The organism is Mesorhizobium sp. M4B.F.Ca.ET.017.02.2.1 (assembly GCF_003998955.1).
Taxonomy (GTDB): Bacteria; Pseudomonadota; Alphaproteobacteria; order Rhizobiales; family Rhizobiaceae; genus Mesorhizobium; species Mesorhizobium abyssinicae.
The window spans coordinates 1-15,864 of record NZ_RZOF01000119.1 but is presented as its reverse complement, the minus strand read 5'-3'; the positions used below and the strand labels follow the sequence as shown (position 1 = coordinate 15,864).

The window sequence follows — 15,864 nt, the reverse complement described above, 5'->3', positions numbered from 1 at the left end:
CATCGAAAACGTCCTCGAGCGCAATTGCGCGCTCGCCAAGGAGCTGTACATCAACGTCACGCCGGCGTTGGTTCTCGGCGACGAAGTGATTTCAGGTGTGCTCAAGATTCACACGCTGGAACGCTTCGTCGCCAAAGAGCGAGAAGAAGCTAAGCGTCGTGCCGGATCACCAACTTCGGCATTTTGACAGCGTGGCGGCCGGTGCGATCCCGTTCTCTGGCCACGAGTGCCGCCTCTCGCGTCGGGCCAAATCTCTTATATGGCCCGGCAACGCGGTAGTGGGCGGACCAAGCCGTTCTATGCAGCGCACCAGACAAAGGGCAATGACCAAAGCCGTCCCGGACATCGCATCGGAGTTCAACGTCTTTGCACCAATGCCCAGCAATGGTCGCCGCGACAAACAACGCCTGCAAACGGGCGCTGTGAGCCGCCGTCGTTCAACGAAAGATCACCAACGGAGGTCCCGAGGAGGCCCCATGAATCGCTGCACATCAGCATTTGCAATTCTTGCTTTCGGCACGTTCTGCACATCGTCGACCATCGCCATGGCGGCGCATTCGACCACCTATTCAGCGCCCGACAAGAGCGTCGTGTTTCTTGGTGGCGTTGGCTACACCTGGCTAAAGGGCAACGAGCTTTTCTACGACGAAGTGGGCAATCGTATCAGCAAATTGATCTGGGAAACCGGCGCGCCGGTTCTGACCACCGGGCTAAAGGCCGAGGTCTGGAAGAACTGGACCATCTCAGCCAACGGCGTATTGCCGGACAGGATTGGTCGGATCAGTCAATCCACCCCGACACCCGCCTTGACCGCTACATCAACCTTGACATGGCAGCAGGCCCAGACTTCGTGATCAACGATGCCACGGTTATCAACCTTCATGGTGGCTTCAAATACACCAACATGAAGTGGAAGGCCTATGGCGGTTCGTACATATAGAGTGGGGACCGCTTCGGCTTTCGCGAGGATCGCGGCAAGTTCCCGGACGGCGAACCGGTCATCGATTACGAACAGCGCTATTTCGGCCTGTTCCTTGGCGCGAAAGCGACCACGACGCTCGGGAACTTGACGCTCTCGGGTCTGCTCCGCAGCGGCTTCACCGTTGATGCAAGCGCTGTTGACCATCACTGGCTGCGCGAGGAGGGGCGCGGCCTGCGATTTGAGGACGACCTCTTCACGGTGCCGTTCATCTCGGCCGGCGCCAAGATCGATTATCAGATGACCGACCGCGCCAGCGTCTTCCTGGCCGGCAATGTCGACAAATATTTTCGCAACAAAGGCTAGAAAACGGCCTACAGCATCGCGACCGGCGAACAAGGAACCCACAAGGATAGCGCTGGCATGGACTTCTATGCCTTGACCCTGTCGGCCGGCTTCAAGCTGACGTTTTAAGCGCAGTCATTTCTGACGCTGAGCACGTAAGACCATGCGTGCATTAAGGACGCACAATGCCTCTGCGCGCAATCCATTCAATCGCGGATATCCAAGCGGCGCCGACGTCGGCCAGAATCTCAGGATTGTCCGGGCGGTCCGCCAGGCCTGGTATGGCCGGCGTGGAGGTGTTGTCCGCCGGTCATCCCGTCGATTTTAAGGTCCCGACGGCCGTCTGGCACCGGTGCGCGAGCCGCCAGAAAAGCGTGGCCTTCCGCGCGATCCCGAAGCCACAAACCGTGAGAACCCGTGCGACACCGCCGCATCACGTCGTGTCGTGCATCGATGCCAAGCGGCTCGGCGTTGAGCTCGCCGCACGCCAGAATAAACTTGGCGCTCCTCAAGATTGCAGAGTCAGGCTAGTGGGTTGCGTCCCGCGGCGTCGTCTCCCAGCGTCAACCGGATCGTCTCGGCAATCTCCTCATCGGGCGCGCCGGGACGCGGTTCATCGTAAAGGCTATCGAGCCGCTGTTCGGCAAAGCGCCGACGCAATGTGCCCACTGTGTTGGGCGTTGCACCAAGGCGTAAGGCAATTTCCTTGTTCTACATCCTCTCGCTGGCCAGCAGCACTATCCGCGCCCGTCGCGGCAGGCCTTGCGCCGTGCCTCGACGCCGGACCAGACCCTCCAGTTCACTCGGCTCTGCTGCGGAGCCAGCGCCTTGAGCAGCGGCCAACCTGGACTCGTCCCGTCCTCGAAAAGCAAATTGTTACGCAGATGCTTGTCCACCCTGACCCGAGCCATCCTCCTGCACGCTTTCGCCGTTGCGCGCGACGAAGACCGCAACGCTTCATCGCGCTTGGCGTAGCGGCACCAGGGACCGCCCATCGAATGACTCATGCGAGGCATCTCAAGGCTGTCCGCGGTCCAGCGCCAGATCTCCGCCTCGCCCGAGGCGCGCAGAGCTGGCCGGTTGTGCAGGAGCCGTAGGCAATATTCGCCGTCCTTGTTCGGATGGGTAACGCTTGCGTCTCCCGTCGCATTCTACCTCGCTTTCCGAACGTAGCCGTGATGCGAACTCTTGCTGCATATAAAGTCGAATCAGGGGGATTTGGATCATACGATACGGAGGCTTGACTTTGGCAGTCGCTCTGCGACGTTACCTATATAAAGGTCGAAATGAGGTGATATGGCTCATGGATAGGCCACGGAGACCCGAATGACGGCAACGCATAAACGCACCTATTCGCGCTACGCGATGGAAGCGCTTGGCCTTTTCGGTAAGACCATCCGGCTGGGCCGGATGCAGCACCGGTTAACCGCACAGGAGTTAGCCGAGAGAATCGGTGTTTCACGCAGCACCCTGCAGCGCATCGAGAAGGGCGATCCCAAAGTCGAAATCGGACTGATGTTCGAAGCTGCTGCCATTGTCGGTGTGAAGCTGTTCGATGCGGACGGCAAGGGCATCACAGCCCTCACAGGCCGCATGGACGATCGCATCGCGCTGCTGCCGAAGCACGTCTACAAGGCCGGCAAGCAGATCGTCGATGAGTTCTAAGGTCCCCAAGTACGACGAAGCCTATGTCTGGGTCTGGCTGCCGGGCGAGACCGCGCCGGTTGTCGCCGGGCGGCTATATGCCCATGACGGACTCGTCAGCTTCAACTATGGCAGGAGCTTTCGTGAACTGGGCAGCGCGATCCCGCTTTATCTCCCGGAACTGCCCCTGAAGGCAGGCGAATTGCCTTTGCTTCCTGGCCTAACCATGCCGGGATGCATCCGCGATGCTGCCCCCGATGCCTGGGGACGACGGGTTATCCTAAACCGCAAATTCGGTGTGAAGGGCGATGAAATCGCGCGGCTCGATATTTCAGAACTGACGTTCCTGCTGGAATCAGGCTCGGACCGCATCGGCGCGCTCGATTTTCAGTTTTCGCCCACGAATTACGAGCCGCGCGCACTGGCCAATGCCACTCTCGAAGAGCTTGTCCAATCGGCGGAGCGGGTAGAAAAAGGTATTCCGCTCACCCCCGAATTAGATCAGGCGCTGCATCACGGCAGCTCGATCGGCGGCGCAAGGCCAAAGGCGCTGATCGAGGACGACGCCATCAAGCATGTCGCGAAATTTTCCTCGTCTGCCGACCTTTACAGCGTCGTCAAAGGAGAATTCATAGCCATGCGGCTTGCCGCCTTGTGCGGCATCAGAGCGGCATCCGTCTCGCTTGTTCGCGCCGCAGGCAAGGACGTGTTGCTCGTCGAGCGATTCGACCGGATCAAGGTCACGGGCGGCTGGCAACGCAAATCCATGGTCTCAGCGCTGACGATGCTCGCGCTCGATGAGATGATGGCGCGTTACGCCAGCTACCAGGATTTGGCGGAGATCATTCGCCACCGATTCACCGCGCCGTCGGAAACTCTGCGCGAGTTGTTCAGCCGCATTGTCTTCAACATACTTTGCGGCAACACCGACGATCATGCCCGCAACCATGCGGCATTCTGGGACGGGGCTAAGCTCACCCTCACGCCTGCTTACGATATTTGTCCGCAGGCCCGCAGTGGCCAGGAGGCCAGCCAGGCCATGCTCATCAGCGGCAATAACCGCATGAGCCGGATCGCGTCCTGCCTTGAAGCCGCGCATCACTTCCTGCTCAGCGCGCCGGAAGCTCTTGCGATTGTTGAAGGCCAGCTCCGATGCATTGCGAAGAATTGGCCGCGTGTCAGCGAGGAAGCTACGCTATCCGGCACAGATCGCAATCTGTTCTGGGGCCGACAGTTCCTCAATCCCTACGCTTTTACGGCGCTGGAAGGGAGCGCCGACGTTCTCCGCGCTCTGGCTGACGAACTACGCAACAGTGTTCACGCCTGATCCGGCGCTGGATTTCGGACAAGCTCGGCAAGCGCAAGACGCCCACAATATGGACAATCCTTGCCGTGCCAGCACGAAGTCATGAACACACGGCTCTTCGACAGCGACAACGTGCACTGCGGAGAGATGTGGAGCTGACACCGCAAGAGCCCACAGACGGTATCCCCGCGGTCACGGCCGTCTTGCTGAGGTAGGCTGAAGGCTGCAAGTCCTAGTGCAAGCACTAGGAGTAGCCCTGTGACGAAGCATCAGATTGAAGTGATCACGTCGGTCGAGCGGCGCCGGCGCTGGTCTCGGGAGGATAAGGAGCGGCTGGTCGCGGCGACGTTTGAGCCTGGGGCTAGTGTTTCCGAGACCGCGCGATCGGCTGGCATTCATGTGAGCCAGCTTTTCCGGTGGCGCAAGGAACTCTGCCAGATCTCCGCGCCGTCCGTGCCGCAACTCGTTGCCGTGGAAGTCGTCGAGGCGCTGCCAGCGCCGCAATCGCCAGCGCAGCCACCGCCGATCTCCAGACCGCGCAAGAAGAGCAGCATGGTGTCGATCGAGCTTGGCGGCGCCCGCCGCCTGCGGGTCGAGAGTGATATCGATAGCGAGGCGCTCGGCCGGATCCTGGATGTGCTGGAGCGGCGATGATCTCGATCCCGAGCGGCGTTAAGGTGTGGCTCGCCACTGGCTATACCGATATGCGCAAGGGCTTCCCGGGCCTGTCGCTGATGGTGCAGGAGACATTGAAGCGCGATCCGCACACCGGTTACCTGTTCTGTTTCCGCGGGCGGCAGGGTGACTTGATCAAGGTGATCTGGCATGACGGCCAGGGTGCCTGCCTGTTCACGAAGAAGCTCGAGCGTGGCCGGTTCATCTGGCCATCGGCCGATGGCACGGTGGTGATCACGCCCGCGCAGCTCGGCTATTTGCTAGAAGGCATCGACTGGCGGATGCCGCAAAAAACCTGGCGTCCGAGCTCGGCGGGATGAGCAAAACCGCTGGCTTGGCGGGAGCGAATATGATTCCATCGCGCCATGACCGATGTGGCCGATCAGCTTCCCGGTGACCTTGCCAGTGCGCACGCGATGATCCTCGCCGAGCGTGCGGCCCGCCGTGAGGCGCAAGCGCTCGCCGCTCGCGCGCAAGCCTTGAACTCGCACTCCGATGTGCTGATCGCGCGGCTCAGGCTGGAGATAGAGAAGCTGAAGCGCGAGATCCATGGCAGCCGCTCCGAACGCAAGGCCAGGCTTCTCCAACAGATGGAATTGCAACTTGAGGAGTTGGAAGCCGACGCCAGCCAGGACGAATTGGCGGCGGAACTGACAGCGCGGTCATCGACAGTCCGAGCTTTCGAGCGCAAGCGCCCGTCGCGCAAGCCCTTTCCCGACCATCTGCCACGTGAGCGCGTGGTCATCGCCGCACCCCGGAACTGCCCGTGCTGCGGCTCGGGCAGGCTGGCCAAGCTTGGCGAGGACATTACCGAGACGCTGGAGGTGATCCCGCGCCAGTGGAAGGTGATCCAGACCGTGCGCGAGAAGTTCACCTGCCGTGAATGCGAGAAGATCTCGCAGCCGCCGGCGTCCTTCCATGTGACGCCGCGCGGCTTTGCCGGACCGAACCTTTTGGCGATGGTCCTGTTCGAGAAGTTCGCCCAGCATCAACCGCTGAACCGGCAGAGCGAGCGCTATGCCCGCGAGGGCGTCGACCTCAGCCTGTCGACGCTTGCGGACCAGGTCGGCGCTTGTGCCGTGGCGCTGAAGCCGGTGCACGCGCTAATCGAGGCGCATGTGCTTGCCGCTGATCGTCTCCATGCCGACGACACGACCGTGCCGATCCTGGCGAAGGGCAAGACCGATACAGGCCGCATCTGGACCTATGTCAGGGATGACCGGCCGTTCGGCGGGCAATCGCCACCGGCGGCGCTCTACTATGCTTCGCGCGATCGGCGGCAGGAGCATCCGAGCGTCATTTGAGGAACTTCACCGGCATTCTGCAGGCCGATGCCTATGGCAGTTACAATCCGCTGTTCAAGGTGGACCGCGATCCCAGTCCGCTGACCCAGGCGCTGTGCTGGGCGCATGCGCGCCGCAAGTTCTTCGTACTTGCCGACATCGCCGCCAATGCCAAGCGTGGCAAGAACGCCGCGCCGATCTCACCGATCGCGCTCGAGGCGGTCAAACGCATCGACGCCCTGTTTGGTATCGAGCGCGACATCAACGGACTCGTCTCCGACGAACGTCTGCAACGACGGCAGGAAAGCCGTCTTATCGCCACCGAACTTGAGGCCTGGATGCGGGCAGAGCGGGCAAGACTGTCGCGCAGCTCTCCGGTCGCCGAGCCAATCGACTATATGCTGAAGCGCTGGGAAGGATTCACGACCTTCCTCGGCGATGGCCGGATTTGCCTCACCAACAACGCGGCCGAACGCGCGCTGCGTGGTTTTGCTCTGGGCAGGAAAGCTTGGCTATTTGCAGGCTCCGATCGAGGTGCCGATCGGGCCGCCTTCATGGCGACGCTGATCAACACCGCCAAGCTCAACGGCATCGATCCGCAGGCATGGCTTGCCGACGTCCTCGCCTGCATCGCCGACACGCCGATCACGCAGATCGAGGACTTGCTCCCGTGGAATTGGAGCCTTCTGACGGCCGCAGCGGATAAGGCTGCCTGATCTGGGCCTACAAATAAACGAGGCCGTCAGATGAGATATCGCAACTCCGCTCTTTACACCCTCAAATATGTGGCCGAGATGCTCGAAGAAGACGAAGACTTTTTGCGCGATTGCTCGATCGAGATGTTCTCGGAAGACGGTTGCCTGAGCGCCTACGACGGCTATCCCGCATCCGAATTAAGCGAACCTATCGTTGTCTTCACCGAAGACGGCATCGACAACCTTCGGCATATCGTCGACGAGCGCAGGGCTGCGGGTCACGCACCGCCGAAACCTAGCGCAGAAAACCGTCGCCCGAAATCATAGTCACCGCGGCCCTGGCCGAATGGTTACCACAGACGCGCGACTTCCCACGATACAACTCCACATAACTGAGCGTCTACAAGCGCTGCAGGCAGCGTAACATCCCGCCATCATAGCGATGATTGTCTGATCTTTTGCCGATGACATCACGTCGGGGAAAGACTTGTTCGAGCGCTTGCCGCTTCATATCGATACCGGCCCGGGCGTAGCGCACGTTACGTTCAGCCCCGAGTGGCTAGCCATTGACTGATGGTGGCTATGTCAACACCCGCCTTGACAAGGTGGATGGCCGTCGTGTGCCGCAAAGAGCGGTGATGGATGCTTTTTTCCGCCAGGGTGGTTCCTTCCCCCGCAGCCATATCAACATGTTTGCGCAGCAAGTATCGAACACCGAACCGGGTCAGCGGTGTGCCGCGGTCGTTGAGAAAGCCCCTTTGCTCGGCGGGACAGGGCGATACCAGACGAAGGTCACAAATTCGAAGATTCAGGATTTCCTGAACTCGTGCATCCGTATTGAACATCAGCGAGAACAGTGCGTAATCCCGCTCCAGAAGGCGTGCGGCGGTCGATACGCGCCAGGACGCTCTTGATTTCGGGCTCTTCGAGATATTCGACAGGTGCCACCCGCGCGCCCTCTTGAAGGGAAGTGTCACCACCAGTTGCAGCGTATCCATATATTCGGGGTGCTCCGAGATCAGGAACCGCGCAAGGTATGCATCGCCGCCAGCCTTGCATTGCGGGTCGCAACTGCCACGCTCGACCTCAAGTGACGTGAGAAAGCTGCCGATCCTGTCGGTATTGATGTCGGAGACCGCTTCTTTCAAGAATATCTTCCCGCTCTCCGCGGCATGAGCCCGTGGCATGCTTCGGCCCAATGCTGTGGATTGACGTCAGGTAGTGCATTGATTTTTCGTGGAATGAGGACCCTGTTTAAGGGGTGCTTTTCGTCCAAACGGGACCCCTTAACGATGGGGTCATCAAGATGCCTCCGGCTTGATCGGAGGCATTTGTGTTTTGGATGTTGGTTTTGGAGACGATTGCAAAGATACGTCGGCTGTCGCTGGTCCAGGGGAAGTCGAGCAAGGCGAGCTGAAGATCTCGCGCAAGGTGGTGCGCAAGGTCTTGCGTTCTGAGGAGACGGAGTTCCGCTACGAGCGCAAGCACCAGCCCTATCCCCGCATGGGAGCCTGGCGTGAGACGCTGGACCGGCTGCTGTCGGCGAATGCGGCCAAGCCGCAGCGGGAGCGGCTGACGCTGATCCGTATTTTCGAGGAGCTTCGCGGCCTCGGCTATGACGGCAGCTACAGTTCGGGGTGGCGGCATGCTCAGAGCTGGGCGGCGGATCGCGGCAGCGCCGTGGCCGAGGGCTACATTCCGCTGAGTTTTGCACCTGGCGAGGCCTACCAGTTCGACTGGAGTCACCGAGATCGTCCTGCTCGACGGCGTGACGGTGACAGTGAAGGTCGCGCACATGCGGCTCTGCCACAGCCGCATGTTCTTCGTGAGGGCCTATCCGCGCGAGACGCAGGAGATGGTGTTCGACGCGCATGACCGGGCGTTCGCCTTCTTCCGTGGCGCCTGCACGCGCGGCATCTACGACAACATGAAGACGGCGGTGGACGCGATCTTCATCGGCAGGGATCGCCGCTACAACCGCCGCTTTGCGCAGATGTGCGGGCATTACCTTGTCGAGCCGGAGGCCTGCACACCGGCGGCCGGCTGGGAGAAGGGGCAAGTCGAGAACCAGGTCGGGCTGGTGCGCGAGCGCTTCTTCACACCGAGGCTGCGCTTCAAGACGTTGGAGGATCTCAACGGCTGGCTGGCCGACAAATGCGTTGCCTAATGCCAAGGCGCGTCGGCATCCCGAACAGGGTGAGCGCACGATCTGGGACGTACTCGAAGAAGAACGCGCCAGCTTCATTCCCTATGCCGGTCGCTTCGACGGCTACCATTGCATTCCCGCGTCGGTGTCGAAAACCTGCACGGTGCGCTTCGACAACAACAAATACTCGGTGCTGTCGAGTGCCGTCGGTCGGCCGGTCGAGATCCATGCTTATGCCGACCGCATCGTCATCCGCCAGGATGGCGCGGTCGTCGGCGAGCACGCACGCTCTTTCGGCCGCAACGAGGTCGTCTACGATCCCTGGCACTACGTGCCGGTGATGGCCCGCAAACCGAACGGCCTGCGCAACGGCGCGCCTTTCCGGGAATGGGTTCTGCCATCAGCCATGGAGAAGGTGCGCCGCAAGCTAGGGGCGGCCGATGACGGCGACCGGCAGATGGTGTCGATCCTCACCTGCGTTCTGACCGACGGATTGAGCGCGGTCGAGAGCGCCTGCCAGGAAGCGCTCGAGCATGGCGTCTGTTCGGCGGCGGTGATCCTCAACATCCTGGCCCGCAGCCGCGATCCGGCGCCGGGCACGATCCTTTCCATTCCCCAGGCGCTGACCCTAGCTCACGAGCCGGTCGCCGACTGCGCCAGCTATGACAGTCTCAGGAGGACAAACGGAAACGCACCGAGGTTCTGGAACTGATGGGGGCGCTGAAGCTCTACGGAATGCGCAGCGCCTATGACGAGATCATGGGCGTCGCCATCAAGCGACGGCACGAGCCGCCCAGGATTGTCGGTGATCTCTTGCAAGCCGAGATATCGGAGAAGCAGGCCCGCTCCATCAAATACCAGTTCGCCGTCGCCAAGTTGCCGCTGGCCAAGGACATCGACGACTTCGACTTCGCCGACACGCCGGTCACCGAACCCCTGATGCGCGATCTCGCCCGGCGGCGCCTTCGTCGCCGATCAGCGCAACATCGTCCTGGTCGGCCGCCTTCACGGGTCACCCAACTCGCGCGGAAGGTCGACCGCATTGCGACGGGCGCGTGTCGACTTCCCAACAATGTCAGACAGGAGACACAACGCTATCGGAGCGATCGCATTGTCCGAAACGATTTTCCCAGTTGGCACGACGATTGCGGTCCTATGCGCAAAAGCAAACTAGACCTGAGAGCCGCACCGCATGAATGTAGCCTCCCAATATCTCCCGTTTGTGGCGCACCACGAAGCCGGGCACGCGGTGGCCGCCATCGTTTTGAACCGTCAGATGTTCGACGACGACCGTAAACTCCCTGCTTTCTCAAGTGTTAGTATTTACCCCGACCCCGGTGACGGAGATTACCGTGGTGTTGTCGAAGGCGCGGGTTTTATTCAGCGCAAGGATTCACCTCGAAGCGAAAGCCGATTTTCGAGGACGATATGGATCGATATTTGGAACGCGATTGTGCGATCCGGGAGATAGTTACGTGTCTGGCAGGTCCTTTTGCAGAATCCGCATTCGAAGGCTATCTGGACCCGTTCGATATGGCGATGAATGCGTCCGACGAGAATGAGGGGAGCAGCGACTACGCGGATGCCAAGCGAATCTATGGTGAGTTGCGGTTCCTGATGCCGCGCCGCCCCGATTGGGGGCGGATCGAAGATCGCACGGCCCGGCTAGTACTCGATCACAGGTCGGCCATCGAAGCATTGGCCGCGCATTTGCTGGTCAAGCATGATCTCCAATTCGATGAGGCTCTGATGATTGTTGCGCCGCATCTTCCGCCCATGCCAGCAGCTACGCCGCCAGAGCGTCCATTTCCGAAGCCTGCTTGATCAGCCATTCGATGTGATTTGACCACATCTGCAACACCTCGCGCTTCTCCTTGACGTAGGTATAGAGATTGTGGATTTCGCCTATGTCTGTCAGGGACGCTGCCTTGTGATTCAGTATGTGCTCGATGACGTGTGGCAATACCTGCCGCCTGCCGAGATTTGTCGCGAGCGTCCTGCGCAGATCGTGAAGGGTCCAGTTCTCCAAAGCCGTTGCCCCTCGCAGGGAAAACAAATGTGTCATTGGTCTTCGGTACCGACTGGGGGACCGACACCGCCAGTGTGGACAGCGGAATAAGCGTAGGCTCTTCGTTCTTCGTGCGGTCCGCCGATAGGTCCCATGTTCCGGCTTCAAGGTTGAGTTCAGACCAACGCATCGCGGCAACTTCCGTACGCCTCTGTCCGGTCAGCATGAGCAGCTTGACGATGGAGCCGAACGAATAGCCGATATCGCCCGGTTCGGGCTCACAGCCCGTCCATATAGCCGCCAGTTCGGCATCGTTCACCACTCGCTTGCGCTTGACGATCAGGGCCGGATTTTCCAATCCCTCGCGGGGAAACCGCGACGAGCCGTTGCGGCGGTTTGCGACACCGGATAGCCGCCAGTTCGGCATCGTTCACCACTCGCTTGCGCTTGACGATCGGGGCCGGATTTTCCAATTCCTCGCGGGGAAACCGCGATGAGCCGTTGCGGCGGTTTGCGACACCAGTTGAAAATGCCCGCATATACCAGAAGGCCGTGTTAGCCGCTTGCGGGTGACCCCCGGCGACGATCTTATTGGTGATGTTAGCAATGTCGGTGTCGGTCACATGGTGGATAGAGCGACTCCCGAGGGCAGGCACAAGATACCGGTTCAGGCTGGCCTCGACCAGTTCCCCAGGAATCCCATTCTGCCTTGCCGGTCTTTGCAAAGCCCGCTCCCTTGCATTCGCGCCGATCGGCCGACCCCGTTCGAGAAAGGGCGTGATATGGTCGGCGGCATGCAGAATCCGGGTGGCGCGGCTGGTCCGGTTGGACGCGGTCTGATCGAGGAAGCCAGCCGGAATGCCGGCGGCTCGTGCGGGAAGGGCGTTCATGAGACGGTCCTGTCGGGCGAGCGGTTTGGGGGCACGATCACCATAGTTGATCAGCTTCCCGAGTGGGGCATTCTCGTAAATGTCGCTTGCGGACATATGTTTGCTCTTTGTCCAGAAACAGAAAGGCCCGATGGGACGGCCGGCCCAGGGCGGTGTTTTGAGGGTCGTTACTTGGCGGCCTGGAGGTGATCGCCGTCGCCGTCCTCGGTATCGTCAGCGCTGATCTGCGCCTGATCGGCAAGGAAGGCTGGCAGTTCCGATGGAGCTATGCTGGAATTTGGGTGACGAGGCTGATCAAGCGGCGCTCTGCGGCTTCGTTTCGATGACCTCGATTCCGTCCAGGAACCTGGCACCTGCGATGAGTTTCGGCAACTGATTTTGTCCTTTCAATCGTCGCCACGTCCTGGCCGCGGCCATGACCAGCTTGAAGACCATCATCTGGGCGGTTGTCGAGGATAGCGAGCCCTTGGTACGCACCGTGCGGTGGCGAACGGTCGCAAAGACGCTTTCGATGGGATTGGACCTTCGCAGATGATCCCAGTGTTCGGCGGGGAAATCGTAGAACGCCAGCGACGCATTCTGATCCTTCGTCAGGCAGTCGACCGCCTTAGCATACGCCTCGGCTTCCATCTCGATCGCCTGCGCAAGCAATTTGCGCGCGCCGCTGCGAAGTACATCCGTCAGGGTATCACCGATTTCGTCGGGCTGACGAAGGCGAACAATGTTGACAGTCTCGTTCATGGCGTATCGCTCTCCTTGAGAGGTTCTGGCAGGCTTCATCACCCGCCTCGATACGCCGCTCTCCTCAAACCGTCATCACCCAGTTTCCGCCATAGCTCCCCCCTGATTGGTCCGCTTCACCTGTGCAACTGCACAGGCTGCCATAGCGGGCAGATTGGCCTCCAATGGCGAAAACTTGCCGCAGGAGACCCTCCGATGACCGTGCCTATGGCGCCGCCGCTACGACAACTTGCCGACAAGCAGCGTGCGATCCACTGCCGCGCTACTGCGCCTTCAAGGGACGTCTGGATCGCGACGCAGGAGCCGATGACCGTTAAGGAATCAATTCCCTTGGCGTGCTCAGGTCGCGCTGGCCGTCGCTGTGCCCGTTCGACGGTCTGGTGGCAATTTGGGCACATCTTGTGTCGTCGCCAGTGCCAATGCCGCACGCTTCAACAAAAAGGTGCCTTCGACGTCTGCTGCCTTCGCCGGTGCTTTGCGAAGTGGCATAATGTTTCGACGCACGCAGGCGCGGGCAGGGGGTGTCAGTCATGAATCTCCTGACTGGCGCGGATCAGGCCGATTGGCGGGATGAAAGATCATACGACTACACCGCTGGCCTGACGCTGCGGGAGTGGGCTTGGGAGTTCTTACGCCGCAACCCGGCGTTCCAGCGCGATCTGACCGCTGCGCGCCAGCATTGCAAGACTTGGTCTCTCCGACCCTTTCTCGATATGGTCGCGTCGGCCGGCGACCTGTCACGCTGGGGTGTTCTGTTTCGCGGAGTCTTGTGGCCGCGCTTCGGTCGTATTCTGGTGTCCGCTCTGGTGCGTCCATGTGCTGCCGCTCATTGCGGAACGGTTGCCTGCCTCGTCGCCGACACCGCCGTTCGAACTCTCGGCATTGCCCTGTCGTGCAACCGTCCTGCAGGCGCCCGACAAGAGCCAGCATGTTCTTCTTCGCAATGCGGACCACGCGCTGCAGCTCGCCGTCTCGGGCGCGAATATCCTCCACCCTGTTTGCCTGCATACGCAAGCCATCTGGCCCGCGGTGCTTTTAAAGCATCGACTGAGGGGACTGGAGTGCCTCAATGCTCTCAGTCTAGGGCAACATTTGCCCCCCCGCTTGTTTGCGCCGGAAAAGCGCGGCGTCCGTTTGTCCTTCGTTCTTCGTGCGCTCGACGGTTCGCTCGCCGGAGCACCACATCGCGAGCTCGCCGAAGTTCTCATCGGTCAACGGCGCGTCCATGCCGACTGGGCGGATCCTCGCGATCATCTGCGCGACCGCATCCGTCGGGCCGTCTCGCGTGGCCGCGCGCTCATGAATGGTGGCTACAGAGATTTCCTAATTTGAAATGCGACAGTCCGCGCTGTGCGTCAGTGGATGAACGTTCGCTCGCAGCTGACCCGTCACCAACAGTTCGCCCGCCGACAGATCTGCATGGCGCCTTGCAAGGTGCGCTCTGGTCTAGCTTGTCGATGCCGAAATGAGATCGGCGAGGGTGCCAAGGCGATGGTTCATTAGGGCCGGCCTCGACCTGAACCCACATCAGTGGTCGGAAAGCGGCGTGCACCGCAATGTCGCCATAGCAGCCAAGATCCTTTGAGTCCGGACCTGCAGTCCTGTTGGACCGGCGGGTGCAACAATATGGAGGGATTTGAGACCTCACACTGTCCCCTGGACCGACAGCTCGGTCAGACATCGCACTCACCGCTTGATTATGGAAATGGTGTGCCTGTAGTACAGCGGGTAGCGCTTGCTGCGCACTGTCCTAAGAATAGCAATCATGACCCGTCTGGGGATCTGCAACACGACGATCCAACCGCTTGGGCATTGTCGCATATCCCACAATGTAGAGTGCGCAACAGGGCAAAAGCTGATCCATCGGCGGTTTATCAATGCTTTTTGGCTTGGCACGGCACATGCAACGCAATCGGCAAAAGGCGCACGAACTGAGTGGCCCCATCGGCCCTAGGAGCGCTGACTTATGCCCTCCCAAGGCATGTCCGGCCCGGCAGCGAGCTCAGTCTCCTGCCGGGCATCCGTGTTTCAGGTCAACGGCGTTTGGAACTTCAAATTAGGTGGCGGCATTGACCGCAGGCCGCCCCCGGTGGGCGGCCGGTGGGCGGAGAGACAGTGCAGCAGGTTTCAAATCCCGCCCATGCAGAGATATTTCATTTCCAGATAGTCCTCGAGGCCATGGCGGGAACCCTCCCGCCCGATGCCGGATTGCTTCATGCCGCCAAACGGTGCCGCCTCCGAGGACATGCGTCCCGTGTTTATGCCAACCATGCCATATTCCAGAGCCTCTGCCACACGCCAGACCCGCTTCATGTTGGAGGCATAGAAGTATGCGGCGAGGCCGTAAATCGTGTCATTGGCCTCGCGCACGACCTGATCCGCATCGTTGAAGCGAATGATCGGCGCCAGCGGCCCGAATGTCTCCTCTTGCGCGACTGCCATGACGCTGGAAATCTCGGTGAGGACCGTGGGTTTGAAAAACGTGCCATTCTTGCCGATACGTTGGCCCCCGCATCGTATTGTGCCGCCTTTCGCAATGGCATCTGCGATGTGAGACTCTATCTTGGCCAGAGCATGCCTGTCGATGAGCGGTCCGATGTCCACTCCGGCATCGAATCCGTCGCCAACCGACAAGTGCCGGACTTTCTCCACGAATTTCTTGACGAACTCATCGTGAACGCTCGATTGGACGTAAATACGGTTCGCCGAAACGCAGGTCTGGCCGGCATTGCGAAACTTCGCCTGGATCGCACCGTCAACAGCAGCGTCGATGTCGGCATCATCGAAGATGATGAAAGGTGCGTTGCCGCCGAGCTCAAGGCTAACCTTCTTGATCTGGTCAGAGCACTGACGCATCAGCAGCCGCCCGACCTCGGTCGAACCGGTGAAGCTGATCTTGCGGATCTTGGAATTGGTGCAGAGTTCACGGCCGACGCGATCACCTTCGGACGCATAGATCAGGTTGACCACGCCATCGGGAAAGCCGGCCTGATGGGCAAGGGCGAACATTGCGCCAGCCACGAGCGGCGTCTGTTCAGCGGGCTTGAGCACGATCGTGCAGCCCGCAGCCAAGGCCGGCGAGATTTTGCGCGCCACCATGGAGGCCGGGAAATTCCATGGCGTGATCGTGCCAACAACGCCGCTGGGCTGCTTGATCACTAGCATTCGGCGGTCTGTCGAGGGTGCCGAGATCGTCTCGCCATAGACGCGAT

General features: G+C 60.5%; 14 protein-coding genes and 4 pseudogenes. 12 read left to right on the top strand and 6 right to left on the bottom strand.

Going from position 1 to position 15,864, the window contains the following annotated elements:
• Both EN738_RS35515 and EN738_RS36330 read left to right on the top strand, forming a co-directional pair.
• Positions 1-187, top strand: a pseudogene (locus tag EN738_RS35515) (disulfide bond formation protein DsbA); the annotation flags it as partial.
• A 136-nt stretch (positions 188-323) separates the two neighbouring features.
• Complete coding sequence (locus EN738_RS36330; protein ID WP_236370649.1) at positions 324-854, top strand: hypothetical protein; 531 nt, start codon at positions 324-326, stop codon at positions 852-854.
• On the opposite strand, the gene EN738_RS36760 is transcribed toward EN738_RS36330, so the two are convergent.
• The gene (locus EN738_RS36760; RefSeq protein WP_245500214.1) at positions 785-1,318 is read right to left on the bottom strand and encodes a hypothetical protein; all 534 of its coding nucleotides are present in this window, start codon (positions 1,316-1,318) and stop codon (positions 785-787) included. The two genes, EN738_RS36330 and EN738_RS36760, sit on opposite strands and share 70 nt — an antisense overlap.
• Positions 1,319-2,590: 1,272 nt before the next feature.
• Between EN738_RS36760 and EN738_RS16280 the strand changes: the two genes are divergently transcribed.
• From EN738_RS16280 to EN738_RS16255, 6 genes are all read left to right on the top strand, one after another.
• Positions 2,591-2,929 (top strand): helix-turn-helix transcriptional regulator, encoded by a 339-nt coding sequence (locus EN738_RS16280; RefSeq protein ID WP_029354813.1) that lies wholly within the window; start codon positions 2,591-2,593, stop codon positions 2,927-2,929.
• Entirely contained in the window at positions 2,919-4,235 is a 1,317-nt protein-coding gene (locus tag EN738_RS16275; RefSeq protein ID WP_095521246.1) for a HipA domain-containing protein, read from the top strand. Before EN738_RS16280 ends, EN738_RS16275 begins: the two co-directional genes overlap by 11 nt.
• A gap of 237 nt (positions 4,236-4,472) precedes the next feature.
• Positions 4,473-4,868: a transposase gene (locus EN738_RS16270; RefSeq protein WP_164891872.1), complete on the top strand. Its 396-nt coding sequence runs from the start codon at positions 4,473-4,475 to the stop codon at positions 4,866-4,868.
• On the top strand, positions 4,865-5,209 hold the full coding sequence (gene tnpB / locus EN738_RS16265; RefSeq protein WP_127284559.1) for an IS66 family insertion sequence element accessory protein TnpB: 345 nt from the start codon (positions 4,865-4,867) through the stop codon (positions 5,207-5,209). The genes EN738_RS16270 and tnpB overlap by 4 nt, the downstream gene beginning before the upstream one ends.
• Before the next feature lie 96 nt (positions 5,210-5,305).
• Positions 5,306-6,888 (top strand): IS66 family transposase gene (locus tag EN738_RS16260; protein ID WP_245492544.1). Its coding sequence is split into 2 segments (ribosomal slippage): positions 5,306-6,182 and positions 6,182-6,888, totalling 1,584 coding nucleotides; the frame shifts between segments, so codons are not numbered across the junction.
• A 30-nt stretch (positions 6,889-6,918) separates the two neighbouring features.
• Complete coding sequence (locus EN738_RS16255; protein WP_095521249.1) at positions 6,919-7,194, top strand: hypothetical protein; 276 nt, start codon at positions 6,919-6,921, stop codon at positions 7,192-7,194.
• A gap of 218 nt (positions 7,195-7,412) precedes the next feature.
• Here EN738_RS16255 and EN738_RS16250 read toward each other — a convergent pair whose 3' ends face one another.
• The gene (locus EN738_RS16250) at positions 7,413-8,015 is read right to left on the bottom strand and encodes a hypothetical protein (protein ID WP_164892053.1); all 603 of its coding nucleotides are present in this window, start codon (positions 8,013-8,015) and stop codon (positions 7,413-7,415) included.
• 194 nt (positions 8,016-8,209) lie between these two features.
• On the opposite strand from EN738_RS16250, the pseudogene istA reads away from it, so the two are divergent.
• The 3 genes and pseudogenes from istA (at position 8,210) to EN738_RS36320 (ending at position 10,837) form a co-directional block, all read left to right on the top strand.
• Positions 8,210-9,765 (top strand): annotated as a pseudogene (gene istA, locus EN738_RS16245) (IS21 family transposase).
• A pseudogene (locus EN738_RS16240) lies at positions 9,725-10,013 on the top strand (ATP-binding protein); the annotation flags it as partial. The pseudogenes istA and EN738_RS16240, both read left to right, overlap by 41 nt.
• A 428-nt stretch (positions 10,014-10,441) precedes the next feature.
• Positions 10,442-10,837 (top strand): hypothetical protein, encoded by a 396-nt coding sequence (locus tag EN738_RS36320; RefSeq protein WP_095521251.1) that lies wholly within the window; start codon positions 10,442-10,444, stop codon positions 10,835-10,837.
• Here the strand turns inward: EN738_RS36320 and EN738_RS36315 are convergent.
• From EN738_RS36315 to EN738_RS36755, 3 genes and pseudogenes are all read right to left on the bottom strand, one after another.
• The gene (locus EN738_RS36315; protein ID WP_245494561.1) at positions 10,800-10,976 is read right to left on the bottom strand and encodes a hypothetical protein; all 177 of its coding nucleotides are present in this window, start codon (positions 10,974-10,976) and stop codon (positions 10,800-10,802) included. The two genes, EN738_RS36320 and EN738_RS36315, sit on opposite strands and share 38 nt — an antisense overlap.
• A gap of 323 nt (positions 10,977-11,299) precedes the next feature.
• Positions 11,300-12,007, bottom strand: coding sequence for a hypothetical protein (locus tag EN738_RS35510; RefSeq protein WP_029354820.1), 708 nt, complete (start codon positions 12,005-12,007; stop codon positions 11,300-11,302).
• Positions 12,008-12,205: 198 nt separating this feature from the next.
• A pseudogene (locus EN738_RS36755) lies at positions 12,206-12,793 on the bottom strand (transposase); the annotation flags it as partial.
• A 675-nt stretch (positions 12,794-13,468) separates the two neighbouring features.
• Here EN738_RS36755 and EN738_RS16225 point away from each other — a divergent pair.
• Positions 13,469-13,984 carry a DUF2285 domain-containing protein gene (locus EN738_RS16225; protein ID WP_236370644.1) on the top strand — a complete coding sequence of 172 codons (516 nt, stop codon included), beginning with the start codon at positions 13,469-13,471 and terminating at the stop codon, positions 13,982-13,984.
• Between the two features lie 795 nt (positions 13,985-14,779).
• Here the strand turns inward: EN738_RS16225 and EN738_RS16220 are convergent.
• Positions 14,780-15,864: NAD-dependent succinate-semialdehyde dehydrogenase (locus tag EN738_RS16220; RefSeq protein WP_145966858.1), on the bottom strand; the 1,085-nt coding region annotated here is incomplete at its 5' end.

Coding starts and splice junctions, on each gene's coding strand:
- EN738_RS36330 (WP_236370649.1), top strand. CDS start 324: ATGACCAAAGCCGTCCCGGACATCGCATCGGAGTTCAACGTCTTTGCA.
- EN738_RS16280 (WP_029354813.1), top strand. CDS start 2,591: ATGACGGCAACGCATAAACGCACCTATTCGCGCTACGCGATGGAAGCG.
- EN738_RS16275 (WP_095521246.1), top strand. CDS start 2,919: ATGAGTTCTAAGGTCCCCAAGTACGACGAAGCCTATGTCTGGGTCTGG.
- tnpB (WP_127284559.1), top strand. CDS start 4,865: ATGATCTCGATCCCGAGCGGCGTTAAGGTGTGGCTCGCCACTGGCTAT.
- EN738_RS16255 (WP_095521249.1), top strand. CDS start 6,919: ATGAGATATCGCAACTCCGCTCTTTACACCCTCAAATATGTGGCCGAG.
- EN738_RS36320 (WP_095521251.1), top strand. CDS start 10,442: ATGGATCGATATTTGGAACGCGATTGTGCGATCCGGGAGATAGTTACG.
- EN738_RS35510 (WP_029354820.1), bottom strand. CDS start 12,007: ATGTCCGCAAGCGACATTTACGAGAATGCCCCACTCGGGAAGCTGATC.